General features: G+C 58.4%; 14 protein-coding genes. 7 read left to right on the forward strand and 7 right to left on the reverse strand.

Annotated features, from left to right (window positions below):
- Positions 1 to 117 precede the first annotated feature (117 nt).
- Genes ACTD9P_RS21320 through ACTD9P_RS21335 form a run of 4 tightly spaced genes read left to right on the forward strand, consistent with a single transcriptional unit; the run spans position 118 to position 5,385 of the window.
- Positions 118 to 1,461, forward strand: coding sequence for a 3-oxoacyl-ACP reductase (locus ACTD9P_RS21320; RefSeq protein ID WP_438869248.1), 1,344 nt, complete (start codon positions 118 to 120; stop codon positions 1,459 to 1,461).
- 3 nt (positions 1,462 to 1,464) lie between these two features.
- On the forward strand, positions 1,465 to 2,355 hold the full coding sequence (locus ACTD9P_RS21325; RefSeq protein ID WP_438869249.1) for a MaoC/PaaZ C-terminal domain-containing protein: 891 nt from the start codon (positions 1,465 to 1,467) through the stop codon (positions 2,353 to 2,355).
- Positions 2,352 to 3,650 carry an acetyl-CoA C-acetyltransferase gene (locus ACTD9P_RS21330; protein ID WP_438869250.1) on the forward strand — a complete coding sequence of 433 codons (1,299 nt, stop codon included), beginning with the start codon at positions 2,352 to 2,354 and terminating at the stop codon, positions 3,648 to 3,650. Before ACTD9P_RS21325 ends, ACTD9P_RS21330 begins: the two co-directional genes overlap by 4 nt.
- A 31-nt stretch (positions 3,651 to 3,681) precedes the next feature.
- The gene (locus tag ACTD9P_RS21335; RefSeq protein WP_438869251.1) at positions 3,682 to 5,385 is read left to right on the forward strand and encodes an AMP-binding protein; all 1,704 of its coding nucleotides are present in this window, start codon (positions 3,682 to 3,684) and stop codon (positions 5,383 to 5,385) included.
- A gap of 399 nt (positions 5,386 to 5,784) precedes the next feature.
- On the opposite strand, the gene ACTD9P_RS21340 is transcribed toward ACTD9P_RS21335, so the two are convergent.
- The 5 genes from ACTD9P_RS21340 to ACTD9P_RS21360 all read right to left on the reverse strand — a co-directional run bounded on the left by ACTD9P_RS21340 (position 5,785) and on the right by ACTD9P_RS21360 (position 10,985).
- Positions 5,785 to 6,774, reverse strand: a complete 990-nt coding sequence (locus ACTD9P_RS21340; protein ID WP_438869252.1) for an NAD(P)-dependent oxidoreductase — start codon at positions 6,772 to 6,774, stop codon at positions 5,785 to 5,787.
- Complete coding sequence (locus ACTD9P_RS21345; RefSeq protein ID WP_438869253.1) at positions 6,771 to 8,063, reverse strand: MFS transporter; 1,293 nt, start codon at positions 8,061 to 8,063, stop codon at positions 6,771 to 6,773. Before ACTD9P_RS21345 ends, ACTD9P_RS21340 begins: the two co-directional genes overlap by 4 nt.
- 45 nt (positions 8,064 to 8,108) lie before the next feature.
- Positions 8,109 to 9,050: a sugar kinase gene (locus ACTD9P_RS21350; RefSeq protein ID WP_438869254.1), complete on the reverse strand. Its 942-nt coding sequence runs from the start codon at positions 9,048 to 9,050 to the stop codon at positions 8,109 to 8,111.
- Positions 9,043 to 9,825: a sugar phosphate isomerase/epimerase family protein gene (locus ACTD9P_RS21355; protein ID WP_438869255.1), complete on the reverse strand. Its 783-nt coding sequence runs from the start codon at positions 9,823 to 9,825 to the stop codon at positions 9,043 to 9,045. The genes ACTD9P_RS21350 and ACTD9P_RS21355 overlap by 8 nt, the downstream gene beginning before the upstream one ends.
- 98 nt (positions 9,826 to 9,923) lie before the next feature.
- Positions 9,924 to 10,985: a LacI family DNA-binding transcriptional regulator gene (locus tag ACTD9P_RS21360; protein ID WP_438869256.1), complete on the reverse strand. Its 1,062-nt coding sequence runs from the start codon at positions 10,983 to 10,985 to the stop codon at positions 9,924 to 9,926.
- Positions 10,986 to 11,219: 234 nt separating this feature from the next.
- Here ACTD9P_RS21360 and ACTD9P_RS21365 point away from each other — a divergent pair, with 234 nt between their 5' ends.
- From ACTD9P_RS21365 to ACTD9P_RS21375, 3 genes are all read left to right on the forward strand, one after another.
- Positions 11,220 to 13,217, forward strand: a complete 1,998-nt coding sequence (locus tag ACTD9P_RS21365; protein ID WP_438869257.1) for a hypothetical protein — start codon at positions 11,220 to 11,222, stop codon at positions 13,215 to 13,217.
- A gap of 108 nt (positions 13,218 to 13,325) precedes the next feature.
- A complete protein-coding gene (locus tag ACTD9P_RS21370) occupies positions 13,326 to 15,329 on the forward strand; it encodes a hypothetical protein (protein WP_438869258.1) in 2,004 nt (667 codons plus the stop codon).
- A 226-nt stretch (positions 15,330 to 15,555) separates the two neighbouring features.
- The gene (locus ACTD9P_RS21375) at positions 15,556 to 17,811 is read left to right on the forward strand and encodes an autotransporter outer membrane beta-barrel domain-containing protein (protein WP_438869259.1); all 2,256 of its coding nucleotides are present in this window, start codon (positions 15,556 to 15,558) and stop codon (positions 17,809 to 17,811) included.
- Positions 17,812 to 17,888: 77 nt separating this feature from the next.
- Here the strand turns inward: ACTD9P_RS21375 and ACTD9P_RS21380 are convergent, their stop codons facing one another.
- Both ACTD9P_RS21380 and ACTD9P_RS21385 read right to left on the reverse strand, forming a co-directional pair.
- Positions 17,889 to 18,293, reverse strand: a complete 405-nt coding sequence (locus ACTD9P_RS21380; protein WP_438869260.1) for a hypothetical protein — start codon at positions 18,291 to 18,293, stop codon at positions 17,889 to 17,891.
- A 292-nt stretch (positions 18,294 to 18,585) separates the two neighbouring features.
- Positions 18,586 to 19,227: a DUF1345 domain-containing protein gene (locus ACTD9P_RS21385; RefSeq protein WP_438869261.1), complete on the reverse strand. Its 642-nt coding sequence runs from the start codon at positions 19,225 to 19,227 to the stop codon at positions 18,586 to 18,588.
- Positions 19,228 to 19,318: the final 91 nt, after the last annotated feature.

Below are 19,318 nucleotides of genomic sequence, written 5' to 3' on the forward strand. Positions count from 1 at the left end.
CGAATGCGGTCTATCAGCGGTATATGTGTGGGCTGACCCACCGCATTCGCGAGCAAGCCCGCTCCCACAGTTGATTGGGTTTACACGGCAAGACAGTGTTTGTGAGTGGAACTATCAATGAGTGACAGCTACCTATCCTTCGTCAATTCCCGTTGGGGTCGGCGCCTGGCCCAGGCCATCGGCCTGCCGCAACCCTTGCCCTTGCTACGCCACCGCAGCGGCCAGCAAGGCCTTGCCAACCCGGTGATTATCGCCGGGGCAGGGCGCCTGGGTGCGCAGGTGCAACAGCTCTTCAAAGACACCGACACCGTCGCCGCCACCCCGGCAACCCTCAAGGCACCGTCCACGGTCAAGGTGCAGGGCGCGGTGTTCGACGCCACTGCCGTGCTCGACCTGCAACAACTCGACGAGCTCTACGTGTTCTTCCACGCTAATGCCAAGCGCCTAAGCCAGCACGGCCGCGTGGTGGTGCTCGGCACGGCGCCGGAACATTGCCAGGACTTGCCTCAGGCCATCGCCCAGCGTGCCCTTGAGGGGCTGGTGCGCTCGCTGGCCAAGGAATTGCGCCGCGCAATCACGGTGCAATTGATCTACGTGGCGCCGGGCGCCGAAGACGCGCTGGCCAGCAGCCTGCGGTTCTTTTTGTCGCGCCGCTCGGCGTATGTGTCGGGCCAGGTGGTGCGCCTGGAAAAACCCGTGGATGGCCAGGTGACAGTGAACTGGGACAAGCCCTTCGCCGGCCGCCGTGCCCTGGTCACCGGCGCCTCCCGTGGCATCGGCCTGGCGATTGCGCAGGTGCTGGCCCGCGACGGCGCCCATGTGGTGTGTGTGGACGTGCCCCAGGCCCAGGCTGCGCTGCTTCAGGCCGCCGACAGTGTGAACGGCTCGGCCTTGCCACTGGACATCACCGCAGCCGATGCGACCGCGCTGTTGCAGGCGCATGTCAGCCAATACGGCGCATTCGATGTGGTGGTGCACAACGCCGGGATCACCCGCGACAAGACCATCGCCAAGATGACCGAAGCCGCCTGGCGCAGTGTGCTGGCGGTCAACCTCGAAGCGCCGTTGCAACTCAGCACCGCACTGTTGGAAGGCCAGGGCTTGAACCCTGGCGGGCGAATTGTGTGCGTGTCGTCGATTTCCGGTATTGCCGGCAACCTCGGGCAAAGCAACTACGCCACCTCCAAGGCCGGCGTGATTGGCCTGGTGCAGGGCCTGGCGCCGCAGGCGGCCGCGCTGCACGTCACGGTGAATGCGGTGGCGCCGGGGTTTATCGAAACCCAGATGACCGCCAAAATCCCGCTGATGATCCGTGAGGCCGGGCGGCGCATGAACTCGCTGTCCCAGGGCGGGCAGCCGATCGATGTGGCCGAGACCATCGCCTGGCTGGCGCACCCGGCGTCCGGCGGGGTCAATGGCCAGGTGGTGCGCGTGTGCGGCCAAAGCCTGCTGGGAGCCTGAACCATGGACTACGTGACGCAGATCATCGACCCGCCGCCGTCACGCACCCAGCTGTTGCTGGACGGCGTGCGTGCACTGCGCAAACCCAAGCTCGAAGGGCCGCCTCCGCTGCCTGCAGAACGGCTGGTGCGCTCGGCGGTGGAGTTGAGCGCCACTGGCATCGCCGCCTATGGCCGCGCCTGCGGTTTTCGCCGTGAGCAGGGCGTGCCGCTGTCTTATCCGCACGTGCTGGCGTTCCCTCTGCACTTGATGCTGTTGACCCGGCCAAGTTTCCCGTACCCGGCCAGTGGCATGGTGCACCTGGCCAATCGCATTCATCAGCACCAGCGCTTACACGAAGGCCAGGCCTTGCGCCTGGAAGTGTATTGCGCGCGCTGGGTGGCGCACCCCAAGGGCCAGGCATTGAGCATCGCCACCCGCGCTTTTGCAGCTGATACGTTGGTGTGGGAAAGCGACAGCCTGTACCTGCGCCGCGACGTCAAAGACCCGGTCGGCGAACCTTGGGACGACGTGCTGCCCTTGCAGGAAGACGGCCTGTTGCGCACCCAGCGCTGGGTGCTGCCGGCCGACCTGGGGCGCCGGTTTGCCAGGGTCTCGGGGGATTTCAACCCGATTCATACCTCGGTGATCGGCGCCAGGATCTTCGGCTTTCGCCGCGCCATCGCCCATGGCATGTGGACCCTGGGCCGCGCACTCGCCGCGCAACAACCGCCGGGTGGGCTGGATCAGGCGCAAGCGCATTGCGACTTCAAGCTGCCGATCTTCCTGCCCGGCCAGGTTGCACTGTGGAGCCGCCCGGTGAGCGGCCCGCGCCGTGAGTTCGAAGTGCGCAATTTTGCCGGTGACAAACCGCATATGCGCGGGCTATTTATTTGGAAAGAGAGCCACCAATGAGTGACTACAGCTTCAACCCGGCCCCAACCCGCCGCGTGGCGATTATCGGCGGCAACCGTATCCCGTTTGCCCGCTCCAACACGGTGTATGCCCACGACAGCAATCAGGACCTGCTGGTGGCGGCCCTGCAAGGCTTGGTCGAGCGCTATGACCTGCACGGCCAGCGCCTGGGCGAGTTTGCTGCGGGCGCGGTGATCAAGCACTCGCGGGACTTCAACCTGGCGCGTGAGGCGTTGCTGTCTACCACGCTGTCGCCAGACACGCCTGCCTACGACGTACAACAAGCCTGCGGCACGGGGCTGGAGGCGGCCTTGCTGGTCGCCAACAAGATTGCTCTCGGCCAGATTGAAGTGGGCATCGCCGGCGGTGCCGATACCACCTCCGATGCGCCCATCGGCATCAACGAATCGCTGCGTCACACCTTGCTGGCGGCCAATCGCGCCAAAGGCATGGGCACCAAGGTGAAGGCCTTGCTCAAGGTACGCCCATCGATGTTTTTCAAACCGTTGCTACCGCGCAATGGCGAGCCGCGTACCGGTTTGTCCATGGGTGAACACTGCGAAGAAATGGCCAAGCGCTGGCAGATCAAACGCCTGGCCCAGGATGAGCTGACCCTCACCAGCCACCAGCGCCTGGATGCGGCCTACCAACGCGGCTTTTTCGATGACCTGATCAGCCCTTATCGCGGGCTGGCGCGCGACAACAACCTGCGTGCCGACACTAGCCTTGCGAAGCTCGCCGGGCTATCGCCTGCCTACGACCGCCAAAACGGCACGCTCACGGCGGGTAACTCCACACCGCTGACCGATGGCGCCTCAGTGGTCCTGCTGGCGAGCGAAGCCTGGGCTGCCGAGCAGGGGTTGCCGGTGCTTGCCTACCTGCGTACCGGCGAAACCGCCGCGGTGAACTTTGTCGACGGCACCGAAGGCCTGTTGATGGCCCCGGCGTATGCCGTGCCGCGCCTGCTCAAGCGTGAGGGCCTGGGGTTTGCCGACTTTGATTTTTTTGAAATTCACGAAGCCTTTGCCGCCCAGGTGCTGTGCACGCTCAAGGCGTGGGAAGACCCCGAGTATTGCCGCGAGCGGCTAGGCTTGGAGGCACCGCTGGGTGCCATCGACCGCAGCAAGATGAATGTGAATGGTGGCTCGCTGGGCTGTGGCCATCCGTTTGCCGCCACCGGTGGCCGGCAACTGGCGGCACTGGCCAAAACCATCCATGAAAACGGTGGTGGGCGCGGCCTGATTTCGATTTGTGCAGCAGGCGGGCTGGGCATAACCGCCATCGTCGAAAAATAGCCTGATCAAAAACAACAATAAGGAGACTGCCATGAATGCTGTAAGCCAGGAACACACCGAACGGGTCTGGTTGAACGCCTACTTGCCGGGCGTGCCGGCGGACATCGAGGCCGGTATCGAGGCCTACCCGTCGCTGCGCGAGGTGTTCCTGGAGCACCTGGAAAAATTCCGCGAACGGGTCGCCTACGTCAGCATCGGCACCGAAATGACCTACGCCGACTGGCAGGTGCAAGGCCAGGCGTTTGCCGCGTGGTTGCAGGGCCAGGGCGTGAAAAAGGGCGACCGGGTGGCACTGATGATGCCCAATTGCTTGCAGTACCCGATCTGCCTGCTGGGTACGATCCTGGCCGGTGCGGTGGTGGTCAACGTCAACCCGTTGTACACCTCCCATGAACTCAAGCATTTGCTCAAGGACAGCGAAGCCGACACCCTGGTGATCTTTGAAAATTTCGCCCACACCTTTGAAAAAGTCGCGCAGGGCAGCCGCGTCAAACGCGTGGTAGTGGCGGCCATTGGCGATCTGCTGGGCACCTTCAAGGGCGCGGCGATGAACTTCATCCTGCGTCGCGTGCAAAAACAGGTGCCAAAATTTCACCTGCCTGGCGCGGTGCGCTTCAACAACGTGCTGAAACAGGGGCGGGCGCTGAACCATTTTCCGGTGGAGATGCACCTCGACGAGCTGGCGTTTTTGCAATACACCGGCGGCACTACGGGGGATGCCAAGGGCGTGATGCTCAGCCATCGCAATATCATCGCCAATTTGCTGCAAGCCAAGGCCTGGGTTGGGGATCAGTTGGACCAGGACAAGCAGGAAACCAACGTGACCTTGCTGCCGCTGTATCACATCTTTTCGCTGACAGTGAACTGCCTGATGTTCATGTGCCTGGGCGGGCGCAACATCCTGATTGCCAATCCACGGGATGTGAAACGGGTGCAGATGATCTTGCGCAAGGAGCGCTTCAACGGCATTGCCGGGGTCAACACTTTGTTTAACGGCTTGCTCGAAAACAAGGAGTTTTGTGCGCGGGATTTCTCTGACCTGCGCATGGTGATTGCTGGCGGCATGGCCACGCACACGGCGGTGGCCAAACGCTGGAAGGAGGTCACTGGGCTGCCGATCATCGAAGGTTATGGGCTGACGGAATGCTCGCCGGTGGTGAGCATCAGCCCGATCAACATTGCCCGCATGCGCGAGATGGAATTCACCGGCAGCATCGGCGTGCCGTTGCCGTCGACCTGGGTGCGGTTTATGCGTGAGGACGGCGAGCTGGCGGACATTGGTGAGCAAGGTGAACTGCAAGTGCGTGGCCCGCAGGTGATGCAGGGGTACTGGAAGCGGCCCAAGGAAACGGCTGAAGTGCTGGATGCCGAGGGGTGGCTGTCCACCGGGGACATTGGGGTGATGGATGAGCGTGGGTATATTCGTCTGGTGGATCGCAAGAAAGACATGATCCTGGTGTCGGGGTTTAACGTGTATCCGAATGAGATTGAAGACGTGGTGGCGTTGCATCCTGGTGTGGGGGAGGTGGCGGCGATTGGGGTGGAAGATCCGGTGACGGGGGAGAAGGTCAAGATTATTGTGGTACGCAAGGACCCTAGCTTGACCCAGGAGCAGATCCTGGCCCATTGCCGGGAATATCTGACGGGGTACAAAGTGCCCAAGTATGTGGAGTTTCGCAGTATCGAATTGCCCAAGACCACGGTGGGTAAAGTGCTGCGGCGGGCGTTGCGCTGATTTGAGGGGTTAGGTGCTTTGCGTGTGGGAGCTGGTTTGTCGAATCGTCGCACCGCTGCGATGCAGACACCTCGGTGTGTCAGGTACACCCAGTTGATGCCATCGCAGGCAAGCCAGCTCCCACAGGTTGACCGCATTCAGGCCGTTGTGGCTCTACATGCTTTGACTTGAAATACAGTCAAAATGTGGGAGCGGGCTTGCTCGCGAAGAGGGTGTATCAGTCACCTGATGCTTCGCCTGACGCGCCGCTTTCGCGAGCAAGCCCGCTCCCACAGGTTGACCGTGTTCAGGCCGTTATGGCCATGCATGGCTTGATGTGAAACACAGCCAAACCCCTAGCCGCCATTATCCAAGTAACGGCTATGTACACGCCAGTGTGTCAGTCACCGAAGACACTGACTAACCCACCGCTATATCAGAATACACACTCGGATTAACCAGATTATTCGGCCGCTCCCCCGCCAGCGCCGCCAGCAAATTTTCCACCGCGCAAGCGGCCATCGCCTCCCGCGTCTCGTGGGTCGCCGAACCGATATGCGGCGTGGCCACCACATTGTTCAGGCGCAACAAAGGCGAGTCATGATTCAGAGGCTCGCGCTCAAACACATCCAACCCCGCCGCCCGAATCGTGCGCTGTTGCAGCGCCTCAACCAGCGCCGCTTCATCCACCACCTTGCCACGCGAGATATTGATGAAAATCGTATCCGGCCCCATCAACCCAAACTCACGCGCGCCGATCAGCTTTTCGGTTTCAGCCGTGAGCGGCAACGTCAGGCACACAAAGTCAGCCTGCTGCAACAACTCCGGCAAGCTTCGAAACTGCGCCCCAAAGCGTTCCTCAACCCGCGGCTTGGGCGAATGACTGTGGTAAATCACCGGCATGCCAAAACCAAAATGCCCACGCTGGGCCAGGGCTTCGCCGATGCGGCCCATGCCGATAATGCCCAAGGTCTTGCCGTGCACATCGGTGCCAAAATGCGCCGGCCCGATGTTCTTGCTCCACTGGCCGGCACGCACCATATCGGCGAGTTCGACCACCCGGCGGGCGGTGGCCAGGATCAGCGCAAAGCCGGTGTCCGCGGTGGTTTCGGTAAGCACATCCGGGGTATTGCTGAGCAGGATGCCGCGCTGGGTCAGATAGTCGATATCGTAGTTGTCGACGCCCACCGACACACTGGCCACCGCTTCGAGCCTGGGCGCCAGGTCGAGCAGCCTGGCATCCAGGCGCAGGCTGGCACCCAGCAGGCCGTGGGCGCCGGGCAACGCGTCACGCAGCCGGGCCAGGCCGGGTTCGTCGAGGGCGTCGATCAGGGTCACATCGACGTGTTCGTGCAAGCGGGCCATCAACGGCGCGGAGAGCTTTTTGTACAGGACGACAGACTTTTTCATGAGGTTTTTACCTTCAACTCCAGAGTGGGCACCGGCACGCGATCACTGGCGCCGGGCTTGAGGAAAATCGTCAGCACCACGGCAAACATCAGCGCACCGCTCATCAACAGGTACGAGGCGCCGGGTGAGCCGGTGCTGCTATTGAGGTAGCCCACCAGGTACGAACCGCCAAACGAGCCGAGCGCGCCCATGCTGTTGATCAGCGCCATGGCGCCACCGGCGACGTTGGCCGGGAGGATTTCCGGGACGATGGCGAAAAACGGACCGTAGGGCGCATACATGCAAGCGCCGGCGATGACCAGGAGGGTGTAGGACCACCAGAAGTGCTCAGCGCCCAGCGCGTAGGAGGCGTAGAAGGCGATAGACGCAATCAGCAGCGGCGGCCACACAAAACGTTTACGTTTTTGCGTTTTGTCCGAGCCCCACGACACCGCCAGCATGCCGATCACCGCCGCCAGGTACGGCAGCGCCGAGAGCCAGCCGGCTTCGACCATGTCCATCTGCAAGCCGGCCTTGAGGATCGACGGCAGCCACAGCACAAAGCCATACACGCCGATGCTCCAGCAAAAAAACTGCAGCGCCAGGATGATCACCTTGGGCGAACGAAAGGCTTCGGCGTAGTTCTTCACCGCCTTGATCCCGACCTGTTCGGCGGCCAGGGCGCTTTGCAGGTCTTGTTTATGCTGCTCGCTCAGCCACTTGGCGTCGGCGGGTTTTTCATCCGCCAGCTTCCACCAGATAAACGCCCAGATCACTGCCGGCAGGCCTTCGATGATAAACATCCAGCGCCAGCTGAAGTGCTGCACCAGGTAGCCCGACACCACCGACATCCACATCATGGTCACCGGGTTGCCGAGGATCAGGAAGGTGTTGGCCCGCGAGCGTTCGGCACGGGTAAACCAGTGGCACAGGTACACCAGCATCGCCGGCATCACCGCCGCTTCGACCACGCCGAGCATGAAGCGAATGGCGATCAGCATATAGGCGTTGGACACCACACCGGTGAGTGTGGCCAGGCTGCCCCACAGAATCAGGCTGACGAAAATCAGTTTTTTAACGCTGCGTTTTTGCGCGTAGATGGCTCCTGGCACCTGGAAGAAAAAGTAGCCAAGGAAAAACAGTGCGCCCAGCAACGAGGACATGCCGGGGGTGATCATCAGGTCTTCGGCCATGCCGGAGGCCGCGGCGAAGCCGTAGTTGGCGCGATCCAGGTACGCCAGGCTGTAGGTGATAAACACGATAGGCATGATGTACCACCAGCGGCGGGTGGCGAGTTTCACAGTTTCCATGGGGTTGCTCCTGAGCTTGTTGTAGTTGTGGCAACAGGGAGTGGGTCATGCAACAGATCGGGTGGGTAATTCAGAACGGCTGGGTAAACCTTCCATATCACCAAGGCTTTGCACGGCGCGGCTGCCGATCCAGTTGCCGCGTTGTACCGCCTCGGGGAAGCTCAGGTTTTCGAGCAGGGCGCTGATCATGCCGACGGCAAAACCGTCACCGGCGCCGACGGTATCCACCACGGTTTCCACCGGGACGGCGGCGACAAAACCTTGGTCCATGTGGGTGCGGTAGTAAGCGCCGTCCGCGCCCAGTTTGATCGCCACGGCTTCGGCGCCCTGGTCGAGGTAGAACGCGGCGATGTCGGCCGGGTCGTCGAAACCGGTGAGCAAGCGGCCTTCGCCCAAGCCCGGCAAGACCCAATCGGCGAGGGCGGCGAGGGCGTTAATTTCACCGATCATTTGCGCTTGGCTGGCCCACAACGACGGGCGCAGGTTCGGGTCGAACGACACGCTGCGCCCGGCCTTGCGCATCTGCGTCATCAGTTCCACGGACAGCTCGCGGGTGGCCTCGGACAAGGCGGGCGGGATGCCGGTGGCGTGCAGGTGACGCGCTTGCAGCAAGGCGGGGCTGATCGCGGCAATCGACAAGTGGCTGGCCGCCGAGCCTTTACGAAAGTACTCCACCTGTGGGTCGGCGCCGGCTTCTTCGCGGGACTTGAATTGAAAGCCGGTCGGGTGCAGCGGGTCGACCGCCACGTGGCGGCAATCCAGGCCTTCGTTCTTCAGCGTGTCGACCACAAAGCGCCCCAGGGAATCGTCGCCGACACGGCTCAGCCACGTCACATTGAAACCCAGGCGCGACAGCCCGATCGCGACATTGCTGTCGGCCCCGGCAATGCGCTTGTGAAACTGCGCCACCTGGGCCAGGTCGCCGGTCTGTTCGGCGACAAACATCGCCATGGTTTCACCAAACGAAAGGATATCGATCTCAGACATGGGCGTTCTCCGCACGGGGCTGGCCAAGGAGGGCGAGGGCGGCGACCTGCTGTGCGGTGACGGCAACCAAGTCGTCGCCTTGCAACGGGAATTCCACGGCCCGGGTAATACCTTGAGTCATATGTTTGAGCAGTTGTTCCCACAGATGCAGGTCGGTGGAGCCGGGCGGCAAGGCCACCAGCTTGCCGTCCTGGCGCCGCGCCACGGCCTTGCAGTGCAGGTAATCCACATGACGGCCCAACAGCCGCGCGGCGGTGAGCGCGGATTGGTCCTGCCACTGCCAGTTGCCGATGTCGAAGGTCATTTTTACCGGCAAGCCCAGGCGTTCCACCTCAGTGAAGAAGCGTTGCATCGGCTCGATACGCCCACCGTGCAGGGTCTGGTCGTTCTCCACCAGCAACTTGACCGGGTGGCGGTTGAGCAGGGCGTGCAGGCTTTGCAAATCGTTGGTGTCGGTGAAATAGCCAAGGGAAACCTTCAGCCAGCGCGAGCCAAAGGCTTGGGCGCGGTCCAGGGTTGCACAGAGTTCAGCGTTGGGCTGGGCGCGCCCGGCCACCCACAGCTCCAGCGGTGAAGAGAACACCGATTCCAGGCCGTGTTCGGCAGCGGCTTGGGCGAGGGCGGCGGGGTGTTCGGTGGTCAGCAGTTCTTCGCGCCACTCGATGCGCTGGGCGCCGGCGGCACTGAGCAATTGGACGAAACTCAATTGGCCCTGCTGGCGTACCAGGTCGGCGCCGTAGCTGGATAGGCTGATGGAAACGGGGTATTTATGCATTGTTATGTACCTCTGAAACCGGTTTCATTTTTATACGAAAAACCAATGTGGGGGCTGGCTTGTCGAATCGTCGCACCGCTGCAATAGCGGTGTGTCAGTCAATAAGGCAGTGACGGCATGATCGCTATCGCAGGCAAGCCAGCTCCCACAAGGGATTGGGTGGTGCCGCGAACTATCAGTTGCGGCAAAAAATCCAGGGTGCGCGGCGGCGCGTTATCGCCGCGCAAGCGTTTGAGCAGGCAGTCGAAGGCGCTGGCGCCAATCGCCTCGGTGGGCTGGGCGAGGGCAGTGATGCCGTTGCCCACCAGCGGGTACCAGTCGAGGTCATCCAGGGCAATCAGGCCAACGTCATCAAACAGCGTGCAGCCCAGCTTTTTGAGTGCGTGGGTGCACGCCAGCGCCGCCACGCCGTTGGCGCAGAACAAGGCCTTGGGGCCTGGCTTGGCCAGAAAGGTGAGCAGGCGGTTTTCCAGCGTGCCATCAAGTTCCAGCACCGCGCCGGTCAACCCTGGGCGGGCCGCAATCTCGGCAGTGAAACTGGCCTGACGCTCCAGGCGTGAACTGGTGCCATCGGCTTTTTCGCTCACCAGCAACAGGTCGCGATAACCCTGCTGTGCAAGGTGCTCCACTGCAATACGGACCGCCGCAGGGTTATCCAGCCCCACCATATCGCTGCGCAACGGCTCGACCTTACGGTCGACCAGCACCAATGGCATTTCCCGTTGCAGCTCCAGCAGTTGGTCAAGATGATGGCCGAGGGTGTTCACGATCAGCCCTTCGATGTTGTACGAACGCAGCGCCGCCAGGTGCTGGCGCTCTTGCTCGTCATCGCGGTCGGTATTGCACACCACCAGGCTGTAGCCATGCTGGCGGCAGGCGGTTTCGACACCGTGCATCACGGCAATGGAATAGGGGTTGCGGATATCGGCCACCAGCATGCCGATCAGGCGTGTGCGACCGCGTTTCAAACCGCGTGCCATCTGGTTGGGGCGGTAGCCGAGTTCGCTGATCGCCTGTTCGATGCGCAAGGCAATGGCGTCGGAGAGCAGGGCGCGGTCCTCGCCGATAAAGCGCGACACGCTGGCTTTGGACACGCCGGCGCGTTCGGCGACGTCGAGCATGGTCACGCGGCAGCGCTGGGCGGCGGAAAAAGGGGTCACGGTGGCAGGCCTTCTTATTGGAGGTGGTGATGCTGTGAAACCGGTTTCAGGAAACCTCAACAATGAAAACCCGTCAAGTGTATTTCGCTTTATGCACGCCCGCTCGGCGTGGCCAAACCCGACGAACGGGAGTGTTACCTGTGAAATCTGACAGTATCGGCTTGGCGCAATTGGGTATTGAATCCTGCTTAACGTAATGCGTAATAGTTAATCGCCGATGTAACGGAGAACACCATGGAAAAAACGTTAGTGGATAACAACGACAATAATGCCGGCGGTTTAACCCGTACCGTGCCCGTCGGTATATCCGCTACGCCGACATTGGCGCCGATTAAGCTCGTTGGCGTTCTGCCCGATGGGCTGGTTCCCTTAGCCTTATCCTTCCAACCCATTCAGATGATTATTGAAACGCCGTGGATGTTTCGGGCTCAAGAGAAAGAAATCGACTATGTATTTATCGATTTCAATCAACGTGGTAGTCAGCCTGTCGCTATCGGACCCATAGCGTTGCCCGGTCCTCTGACTGAGGCTGACTTCCCTTATGATAAAATTTTTATTCCTCAGGAGTATTTTCAGAACAACGCCGTGGTTGATATATCCTATCGCGTTCACCCGCTTGAGTCGGATAACCCGTCATTCGAATACTCACCTGTTTCCACGATCATTATTGATCGAGCTGCTCCAGGGGGAGGCCAAGAGTTGGCGGCTGCAACATTTGTTAACAACCCCATTACCGAGTTTGATCTTAGTAATAACCGCACGTTGGATATTATCATCCCCGGCGATTACCTTGATCGAAAAACCGGTGACACGGTGCTCGGAAATTTGAACGGCACTGAGTCACCGGTGGCACGTCCGCCCAATCATCGGCAATCTTTTGTGGCTGTCAGCGGGTCGATGATTATACAAATGCCAGTGGCGGAAATTCGTAAGTTCTCAGCTTTTTCGGTTCTTTATTTCATTTACCGATTACAAGACCGAGCCGGTAATTTATCGAGTTACTCACTGGCCGCCAGCACCCAGCTTCGTCTGAATGCGCTGCCTGCCAATCTGTCGCCGCCTGAAGTACCGGCGTATGAGTCCGACCTGCTGATTAATCGAGAGGACGCCCGCCGTATGGTCTCGGTGCGAGTGCGTCAGTATGACAACCTGTTGCCGGGTGATCAGTGTGTTGTCGAGTGGGATGGCATCAGGCTCCCTGCAACAACGGTCAGCCGGTTACCCCATTCGGTCGTCGTGGATTGGAGCGTACTGATCGCCAAGGGCGCGAACCTGCGCCGAATTATTGATTTGCCGGTGCGTTACTTCATTCTTCGTGCGGGAGATACCGTCGGCCCGGGCGTACGCTCGCCGCTGAAACTCGTCACCGTGGACATGACTATCGCGGGCCAGGAAAACCCTCAGGCGCCCGCGCTGCTGAACCGTCAATTAGCCTTGGTTAATATCTATGGCGAGGTCTCCAAGATCCCCAATCATTTGGATAGCCGCGATGCCAACAAGCCGGTAAGAGCTTCCTTTGCCTTGTTCGACAACCCCTTAGTGGGCGAGCGCGCCCTGCTTTACTGGCCGGGGCAGGCGGCGCCGGTTGCGACTTATCTGGTCAAAGCAGGTGATGTCGGCGGGAGCGTGGTCGACTTCGACAACCTGATCCCCTGGTCGGTGGTCCAGGCCGGCGGCAGTAATACGACGACACTTGTGAACTATCAGACGGACAATGGAGTAAACCAGCAGTTGTCCCCTGATCAAATTGTTTTTGTCAGTCTTGCCCCGCCCATCAACTATCCACGGCCGAGTTTTCCTCAGTCGTTACAACACCCTAATCGGTTCCTTAATTGCGACACCAAACCGCCGGTTTGGCAGGTTATTGAAGTGTTGATTGATCCGAACCCACAGGTACTGCAGCCCAATGATGAGATCGTGTTGTCATGGCAGGGCTTCAAAAATTATCCGGACCGTAACCCGATTCCGTCCACAGCAGAAACGTTTAAATTCAAGTGGGGCACCGGCCCTGATGGCAAGCCAAACACAGTCTATCGCTTCCGGATGACGGAGGCAGAGTATCAAGCGTTGATCAGACCGTTGAGTGATTTCGCCGGCGGTTCGGCGCGTTACAGTGTATTCCGAAATAATATTCTGATCGGCACGTCAGCGATTGCCTATGCGCAAATTGATCGAAAGTTCAGTACGGGCAATTACTGTGGACCGAACGGCGTAGGGCCCGGTGAAAAATAGCCAGGTTGTTTTAATCGCTGGAGCGTTAGCCGTGTGGTAGGCGATGAGTGTGTTGTCGATGTGTTTTTTACGGGTTTATGCATATCAAATAATCAAGGAGAGTATGAAATGGTTGATAAAATCTCAGCGAGAGATGCTGCGGCTCTTCTCGCCACTCTGCCCACTCTGCCTGCACCAATATTGGTAGAACGACTGGACGACACGGGCCTTGTTAATACAACGACGGCAGATGCTGGAATGACCCTTAACTGTTACACGGGTCAGTTTTCGACGCCTGAGGATTGGGTTGACATACAATTCAAAAACCTCAGTCAACCGGACTCTGACTGGGGCATACTGAAAGCAAAAGCTCAATTGAAGGCGCCCGAGGATGCGATTACTTCTATTTTTGTCGCAGCCCAAAGGGGCGGGTTTCCGCACCTTAATTATCTATGTCGGTATGCTATTTATCAGGATCTCGGGGGCGTTGCAGGAGACCTTTCTGAATATTCGGATTCGTCGCCATTTATTGTTGATAGATATGGTCCGTACCGGTCTGTCAATGATCAAAATAGCCGGCCCCCGCTGAAAGTATTACTGCCGGCTACACTGCCATCGCCCATTACCGGTACCTATATTGACAATAATCCAACCATTCCCGGCAATGTCCCGCCCAATAACTTTACCGAGACGGTCGGGCAGTTTGCAGACGGCGATATGATTCAGTTGTTCCTCGGGCCCGACATGTTCAACAAGGATGACAAATATAAAGTGGGGGCGCCGTTCCTGATGATGGATGCTGCCAACACTCCGTTTTCGCTTCCGACAACAGCGTTCACCACTGACGCTATCCAGTACCTGTATTACATCCTGACAGACAAGTCCGGTAACGAGAGTCTTCCCGCCATTGCTGAACCGCTGAGGGTTTCGGTGTTGGACCCACCGGGCCGGGGACAAATTTTTATACCCTTGGCGCCGAGCCCAGAATTGGGAAATACCGATGATTTACTCGATAACGCTGACTACCAAGCAGGGATTGAGGCGCGGGTAAGAGCTTACACGAACTCGCAACCGACATTGGATCAAAATGAGATTAAGTGGGGCTCGCAGCCTTATAGCCTTCTGACGCCTGCCAGCGCGTTCGATGTGGTGTTCAAGGGGGCCGCCCTCAACGCATTGATTCGGGCTGAATATGGCGTTCAAGTAGGGCCGCAACCGGTTACTGTGTTCTACCGAGTGGTTCGAGGCAGCGAAATATTCCAATCGGACCCCAAAGTGATCAAAGTCGATTTAAGTGTTCCAGGGCCGGTCAATCCCGGAGATCCAGGAACGCCTAATATAAATCTGCCCCCAGCGCGCTTTTTTGGTCAAGGCACCCCGCCGAGCGGGCAGAACATACTAAGAGAGGTTGATGCCAATCTGCGCGTCAATGTAGAGATCGATATACCGACCACGGGTGCGCCTCCTCAAACGGGCTATATGATCAATCTTGTGCGGCCTGACGGCACAATCATCCAGCCTCCAGAACCTATCGGTACGTTGCTTCCGGGTGACATGCTTAAGTTTACGATTCCATGGAGCGATATTGTCGCCGGCGGTAATGTTAAACAGCCCTTTCATTACAATGTTACAGGGCCGGGCACGACCAACCCGAATATATCACCGGCCACTGAGGTTGATGTTATAGACGCGGTAAGTCATACACTGCCTCTCCCTGTTTTCCAGCGACTCACTGGCGGGCAGGTGAGATGCACTTCACTGGTAGACATTCCAGGGACGACGCCTCTTGACCATTACGTTGAGGTCTACGTGCCGGGCGACCCACTGATGGTGAGTAGTCGAAAACTGACGTTGAACGCCAGGGTAGTCAGTCCCCGGACCGGCTTACCGACAGTAACACGGCTCTTTGATACCTACGTTGAGATAACGGACGCTATCCGCCTGAGCGGTTACACATTCAGGCTACCGTATCGCGATCTACTTATTTATCTGCGCATCGGCACCTTGGAAGTCACCGTCACCACGACTTTTGCCGACGGGGCGGTCGCGCGTGTTACTACGTCGGTCGTTGGGCGTTCTGTCATAGTCAATTCGTATTGTGACAAGGAAATAGTGACCCCCACCACGCCTTGAGCAAAAGTGCTATCCGCAGCGCCCCCCCTTTGCAGGAAGGGGGAGGCGCAATCATCATTTTGTGTAATTGATTACAGAGTTATGGGTATTTTTTGTGTTTAAGCAGAGAAAAGTCCTACAGAGTTTGGGCGGATGGCTCCGTACTCTGTGTGCCTCACAGGTGAGGTCACATTCTTCGGAAGCGAGCCGAACCGTTTTCCAACACGCTATCAGAGAGTGATTGCCCATGTCGGCACTGAATACGTTCGAGCTCAAACCCTTGAGTGCGATGATGAAAGTTCCAACCCTTACCTTCTGCCTGTTTGTTGCGGTTCATGGGCAAGCGCAGGCTGTTCAGTTAATTGGTCAACAACAGACTATTGGTGCCACTTCACCCGTCACCGACTGGCAACTGTCCAGTCAGTCTACCTTGAATATGAACGGCGCATCGGCGACAGCCATTGATCTTTCAAACTCCACTTTAAACGTCAATGCAGGCAGTTCGGTCAACGATATTCGCGCTAATTCAGGCTCCGCGGTAAATATCGATTCTGCCCGCGTTGCTTCCAGTAACGCGACGGGCGGTGCGCTACGCCTGGAAAACAGTTCGGCGACTATCAATAACAGCACTATCACCAACACTCGGGGCGTAGGCTTGCAAGCCCTGGGCATTGTGGGCGTGAGTGGTGGCTCTGCCGTAGAGATTAATTCAAGTAATATCAGTGGCCTGTTGGGTGGCGCGCAAGCCACCAGCGGCAGCGAATTGCACTTCAAAAATAATACGGTGGTGCAAGGTACCGGGGCGAACTCCATCGGTCTGAGCCTGCAAGGCGGTACGGCGACGTCCAGCCAAAGTACAATCAGCGGTGGCGCCAATGGCGTGGTGTTTACGCGAGCGCGCGGCGATACCACAGAGGGCAAGCTGGTACTGGACCAATCCACGGTAGAAGGCGTAAGCGGCTCAGCCATTTTGGTGCGGGGCGCGGCCGGTAGAACGCCAACAGTCGCCATTGATGTTCTGAATAACTCCCAGTTGAGGGGCGGCGACGGTAACCTGTTGAGCGTCACAGGCGGCGGCTCGGCGACGATGAATGTTGATAACAGCCGCTTGACCGGTAACGTCGTTGCGGACGCCGGCAGCACTGTCAATCTGAGCCTGCAGAACAAGGCCGAGTTGACCGGCCAGTTGCAGAATGTTTCCAGTTTGAGCGTAGGCAACACGTCCAATTGGAACATGACCGGCGACAGCCAGGTGGGTGCGCTGAACATGGCCGGTGGTACGGTGACCATGGGTGCGGCGAATGAGTTTTACCAACTGAACCTTCAGACGCTTTCCGGCGACGGCACCTTTGTCATGGGCACCAACTTTGACGAGGGCAAAACCGACTTCATCAATGTAACCGGCGAAGCCACGGGTAACCACAGCCTGGCGCTCGCAGCCAGCGGCAGCGAACTGGTCAAAACCCAGGTTGTGCACACCGGCGGCGGTGATGCGGCGTTCTCCCTTGAGGGCGGCCCGGTCGACATGGGTGCCTATGCCTACAACCTGAAACAGGAAGGCAATGACTGGTTTCTGGACACGCAAACCCGTGTAGTCAGCCGCAGTGCCCGCCTGGTGACGTCATTGTTCAACACCCCGGTGACCACCATGACTGCCGAAGAGGGTTCGCTGCGCGCCCGTATGGGTGAGCTGCGCTACTCCCCGCACAGCACCGGTCTCTGGATCCGTGGTTTCGGCAGTCAATATGATGTGTCCCAGAGTTCGGGCACCGGTTACACGCAGAACCTGCAAGGTTTTTCCATCGGTGCTGACATGCCGCTGGGTGACAGCCAATGGAAAGTGGGTGTATTCGGCGGCCACAGTAATTCTGACGTGAACCCGGCTCGCGGCGCTGCCGGTACCGTCAAGAGCTACTTCCTGGGTACTTATGCCACCTGGATGGACGAAGAGAGCGGTTTCTATTTTGATGCCGTCGCCAAAGCCAACCGGTTCCAGAACCAGGCCAAGGCAACCCTCAGTGACAACACGTCCACCAAGGGTGGCTACAACAACGTAGGCGGTGGTCTATCGGCTGAAGTCGGCCGTCATATCAAGCTCGGTGAGAGTTCCTTTATTGAACCTTACGGCCGACTGTCGACGATTGTGGTCCAGGGTGGCACGTACAGCCTGAAAAACGGTTTGCAAGTGGAAGGTGAGCGCACCCGCTCAAGGACCGCCGAGGCCGGCGCAACCGTTGGCCACGAGTTCCAACTCGATGATGGCACGCTGATCAAGCCTTACCTGCGTGCGGCAGTGGTTCATGAGTTTGCCAACAACAATAAGGTCACGGTCAACAACCAGACCTTCAACAATGACTTGTCGGGCTCGCGTGCCAAGTACGGTGCCGGTGTGGCGGTGTCGTTTACCCAGGACCTGCAGGCGCATGTCGACCTGGAGACCAGCACCAGTGACAAAATCAAGCAAAAAGCCTCTGTTAACGTTGGCCTGCGTTATGCTTTCTAAATAGACAGAGAAACGCTGATAAAAAAGCCCTGATTGCAAGATCAGGGCTTTTTTTGTCTTCCACGGAGCAGGCTGGCTCAAACGGTTAATTCAAATTCAACGTCCAGCTTAAGCTGTGGATCTCGAGTGGTGGCATACACAGAACCGTTGACGGCGAATGGGTGATCACTGATTTTTTTCAGCGTCAGGGTTCCTTCAAGATATTGATAAGCTTCGGGGTTTTCCGCTCTTTTAAATTGAACCCACACTGTTTCAGTTTTGGAACCATGTAACAGCTTTGGTTCGTCATCGGTGATTGCTTTAGGGAACTTGATATAAAGCTCCTCGGAACTGTCCCTATCGTCTCGATGAATCGCGGTCAATGCGATGGAATTATCTGTTTGCTCGACCTGAGCGGTCGTGGTTTCAAATGAATGTTTGCCAATAGTACCTTTGAACTGCGCCTTCTGGGCATTCGTCGATGAGCTGTTTTTTACTGACATAATCGTCTCTCCGTTCATGATGATTATACGAAAGCCAGAAGCGCTATTGCTTCTGTCTACTCTATAAGGCCGCAAAAATAAGAGTTAGGTAACTGTCAGAAGTCACAGTTTACAAAAGTTTATTTGGCTGCTAGTTGTGGCCCTGATGAAAAGGGCATCTGCGCAGAACCGCACACTCTATTTTTGAATGCCTGATGCCATTAAAGGCTTTTTTCGGGTGGTGTCTACTGTCGAAGTTGACAGTCTAAAAAATATTTTTTAATAGCCTTTTTAAAGCCCCGGTGTTCAGGGCTCAGCTAAACAGGCCCGCTGCAATATTGATCGAGAAGCCCAGAATTGCCGTATTGAACAGAAAACCGATCAAAGACTGCCCCAGCACCACCTTGCGCATACCCCGTGTGGCCACGCCGACATCCGCCGTTTGCACCGCCACGCCAATGGTGAAGGAGAAGTACAGGAAGTCCCAGTAATTGGGGTTACGCAGCCCTTCGGCAAAGCGCAGTGCGGGCTCGTCGCCTTCCCAGGTGTAGAACAGGCGGGCGTAATGCACACTGAAAATTACCCCGGTCAGCAACCATGAACCAATCACCGTCAGGCCGGTAAAACCGTAGTGCAGCAGGCGCGCCGTGTTGTCCAGGTCTTTGCTGCCCACCAGGTTCACCGTGATGGTCGCAAGGCTGGCAATCGCCGCAATGCACACCATAAACAGCACCAGCCCGGCGTTTTCATCCTCGATCTCGGCGATGCGCTTTACATCGTCGGCACGCGAGCGGCTGGCCAGCCACAGCATCAGCGCCAGGTAGGTCCAGACCCCGGCGTTCCAGCCAATCAGGATTTTGCTGATCAGCGTATCGGCCGGCGCCAGAATGCCCACGGCAAGGCCAAGGACGGCGGCGGATGAGAGGCGAGGGTGGGTGCGGGCGAGGAAGGCCATACGTGCTCACAACAGGGGAGGTTGTGAGCACCATAGCGCATTCAGGCGGACTTGATCATGAACTGTACGATGACCCTCTGTGGGAGCGGCG

This window comes from Pseudomonas onubensis (assembly GCF_965653655.1).
Taxonomy (GTDB): domain Bacteria; phylum Pseudomonadota; class Gammaproteobacteria; order Pseudomonadales; family Pseudomonadaceae; genus Aquipseudomonas.

Coding starts and splice junctions, on each gene's coding strand:
- ACTD9P_RS21320 (WP_438869248.1), top strand. CDS start 118: ATGAGTGACAGCTACCTATCCTTCGTCAATTCCCGTTGGGGTCGGCGC.
- ACTD9P_RS21325 (WP_438869249.1), top strand. CDS start 1,465: ATGGACTACGTGACGCAGATCATCGACCCGCCGCCGTCACGCACCCAG.
- ACTD9P_RS21330 (WP_438869250.1), top strand. CDS start 2,352: ATGAGTGACTACAGCTTCAACCCGGCCCCAACCCGCCGCGTGGCGATT.
- ACTD9P_RS21335 (WP_438869251.1), top strand. CDS start 3,682: ATGAATGCTGTAAGCCAGGAACACACCGAACGGGTCTGGTTGAACGCC.
- ACTD9P_RS21340 (WP_438869252.1), bottom strand. CDS start 6,774: ATGAAAAAGTCTGTCGTCCTGTACAAAAAGCTCTCCGCGCCGTTGATG.
- ACTD9P_RS21345 (WP_438869253.1), bottom strand. CDS start 8,063: ATGGAAACTGTGAAACTCGCCACCCGCCGCTGGTGGTACATCATGCCT.
- ACTD9P_RS21350 (WP_438869254.1), bottom strand. CDS start 9,050: ATGTCTGAGATCGATATCCTTTCGTTTGGTGAAACCATGGCGATGTTT.
- ACTD9P_RS21355 (WP_438869255.1), bottom strand. CDS start 9,825: ATGCATAAATACCCCGTTTCCATCAGCCTATCCAGCTACGGCGCCGAC.
- ACTD9P_RS21365 (WP_438869257.1), top strand. CDS start 11,220: ATGGAAAAAACGTTAGTGGATAACAACGACAATAATGCCGGCGGTTTA.
- ACTD9P_RS21370 (WP_438869258.1), top strand. CDS start 13,326: ATGGTTGATAAAATCTCAGCGAGAGATGCTGCGGCTCTTCTCGCCACT.
- ACTD9P_RS21375 (WP_438869259.1), top strand. CDS start 15,556: ATGTCGGCACTGAATACGTTCGAGCTCAAACCCTTGAGTGCGATGATG.
- ACTD9P_RS21380 (WP_438869260.1), bottom strand. CDS start 18,293: ATGTCAGTAAAAAACAGCTCATCGACGAATGCCCAGAAGGCGCAGTTC.
- ACTD9P_RS21385 (WP_438869261.1), bottom strand. CDS start 19,227: ATGGCCTTCCTCGCCCGCACCCACCCTCGCCTCTCATCCGCCGCCGTC.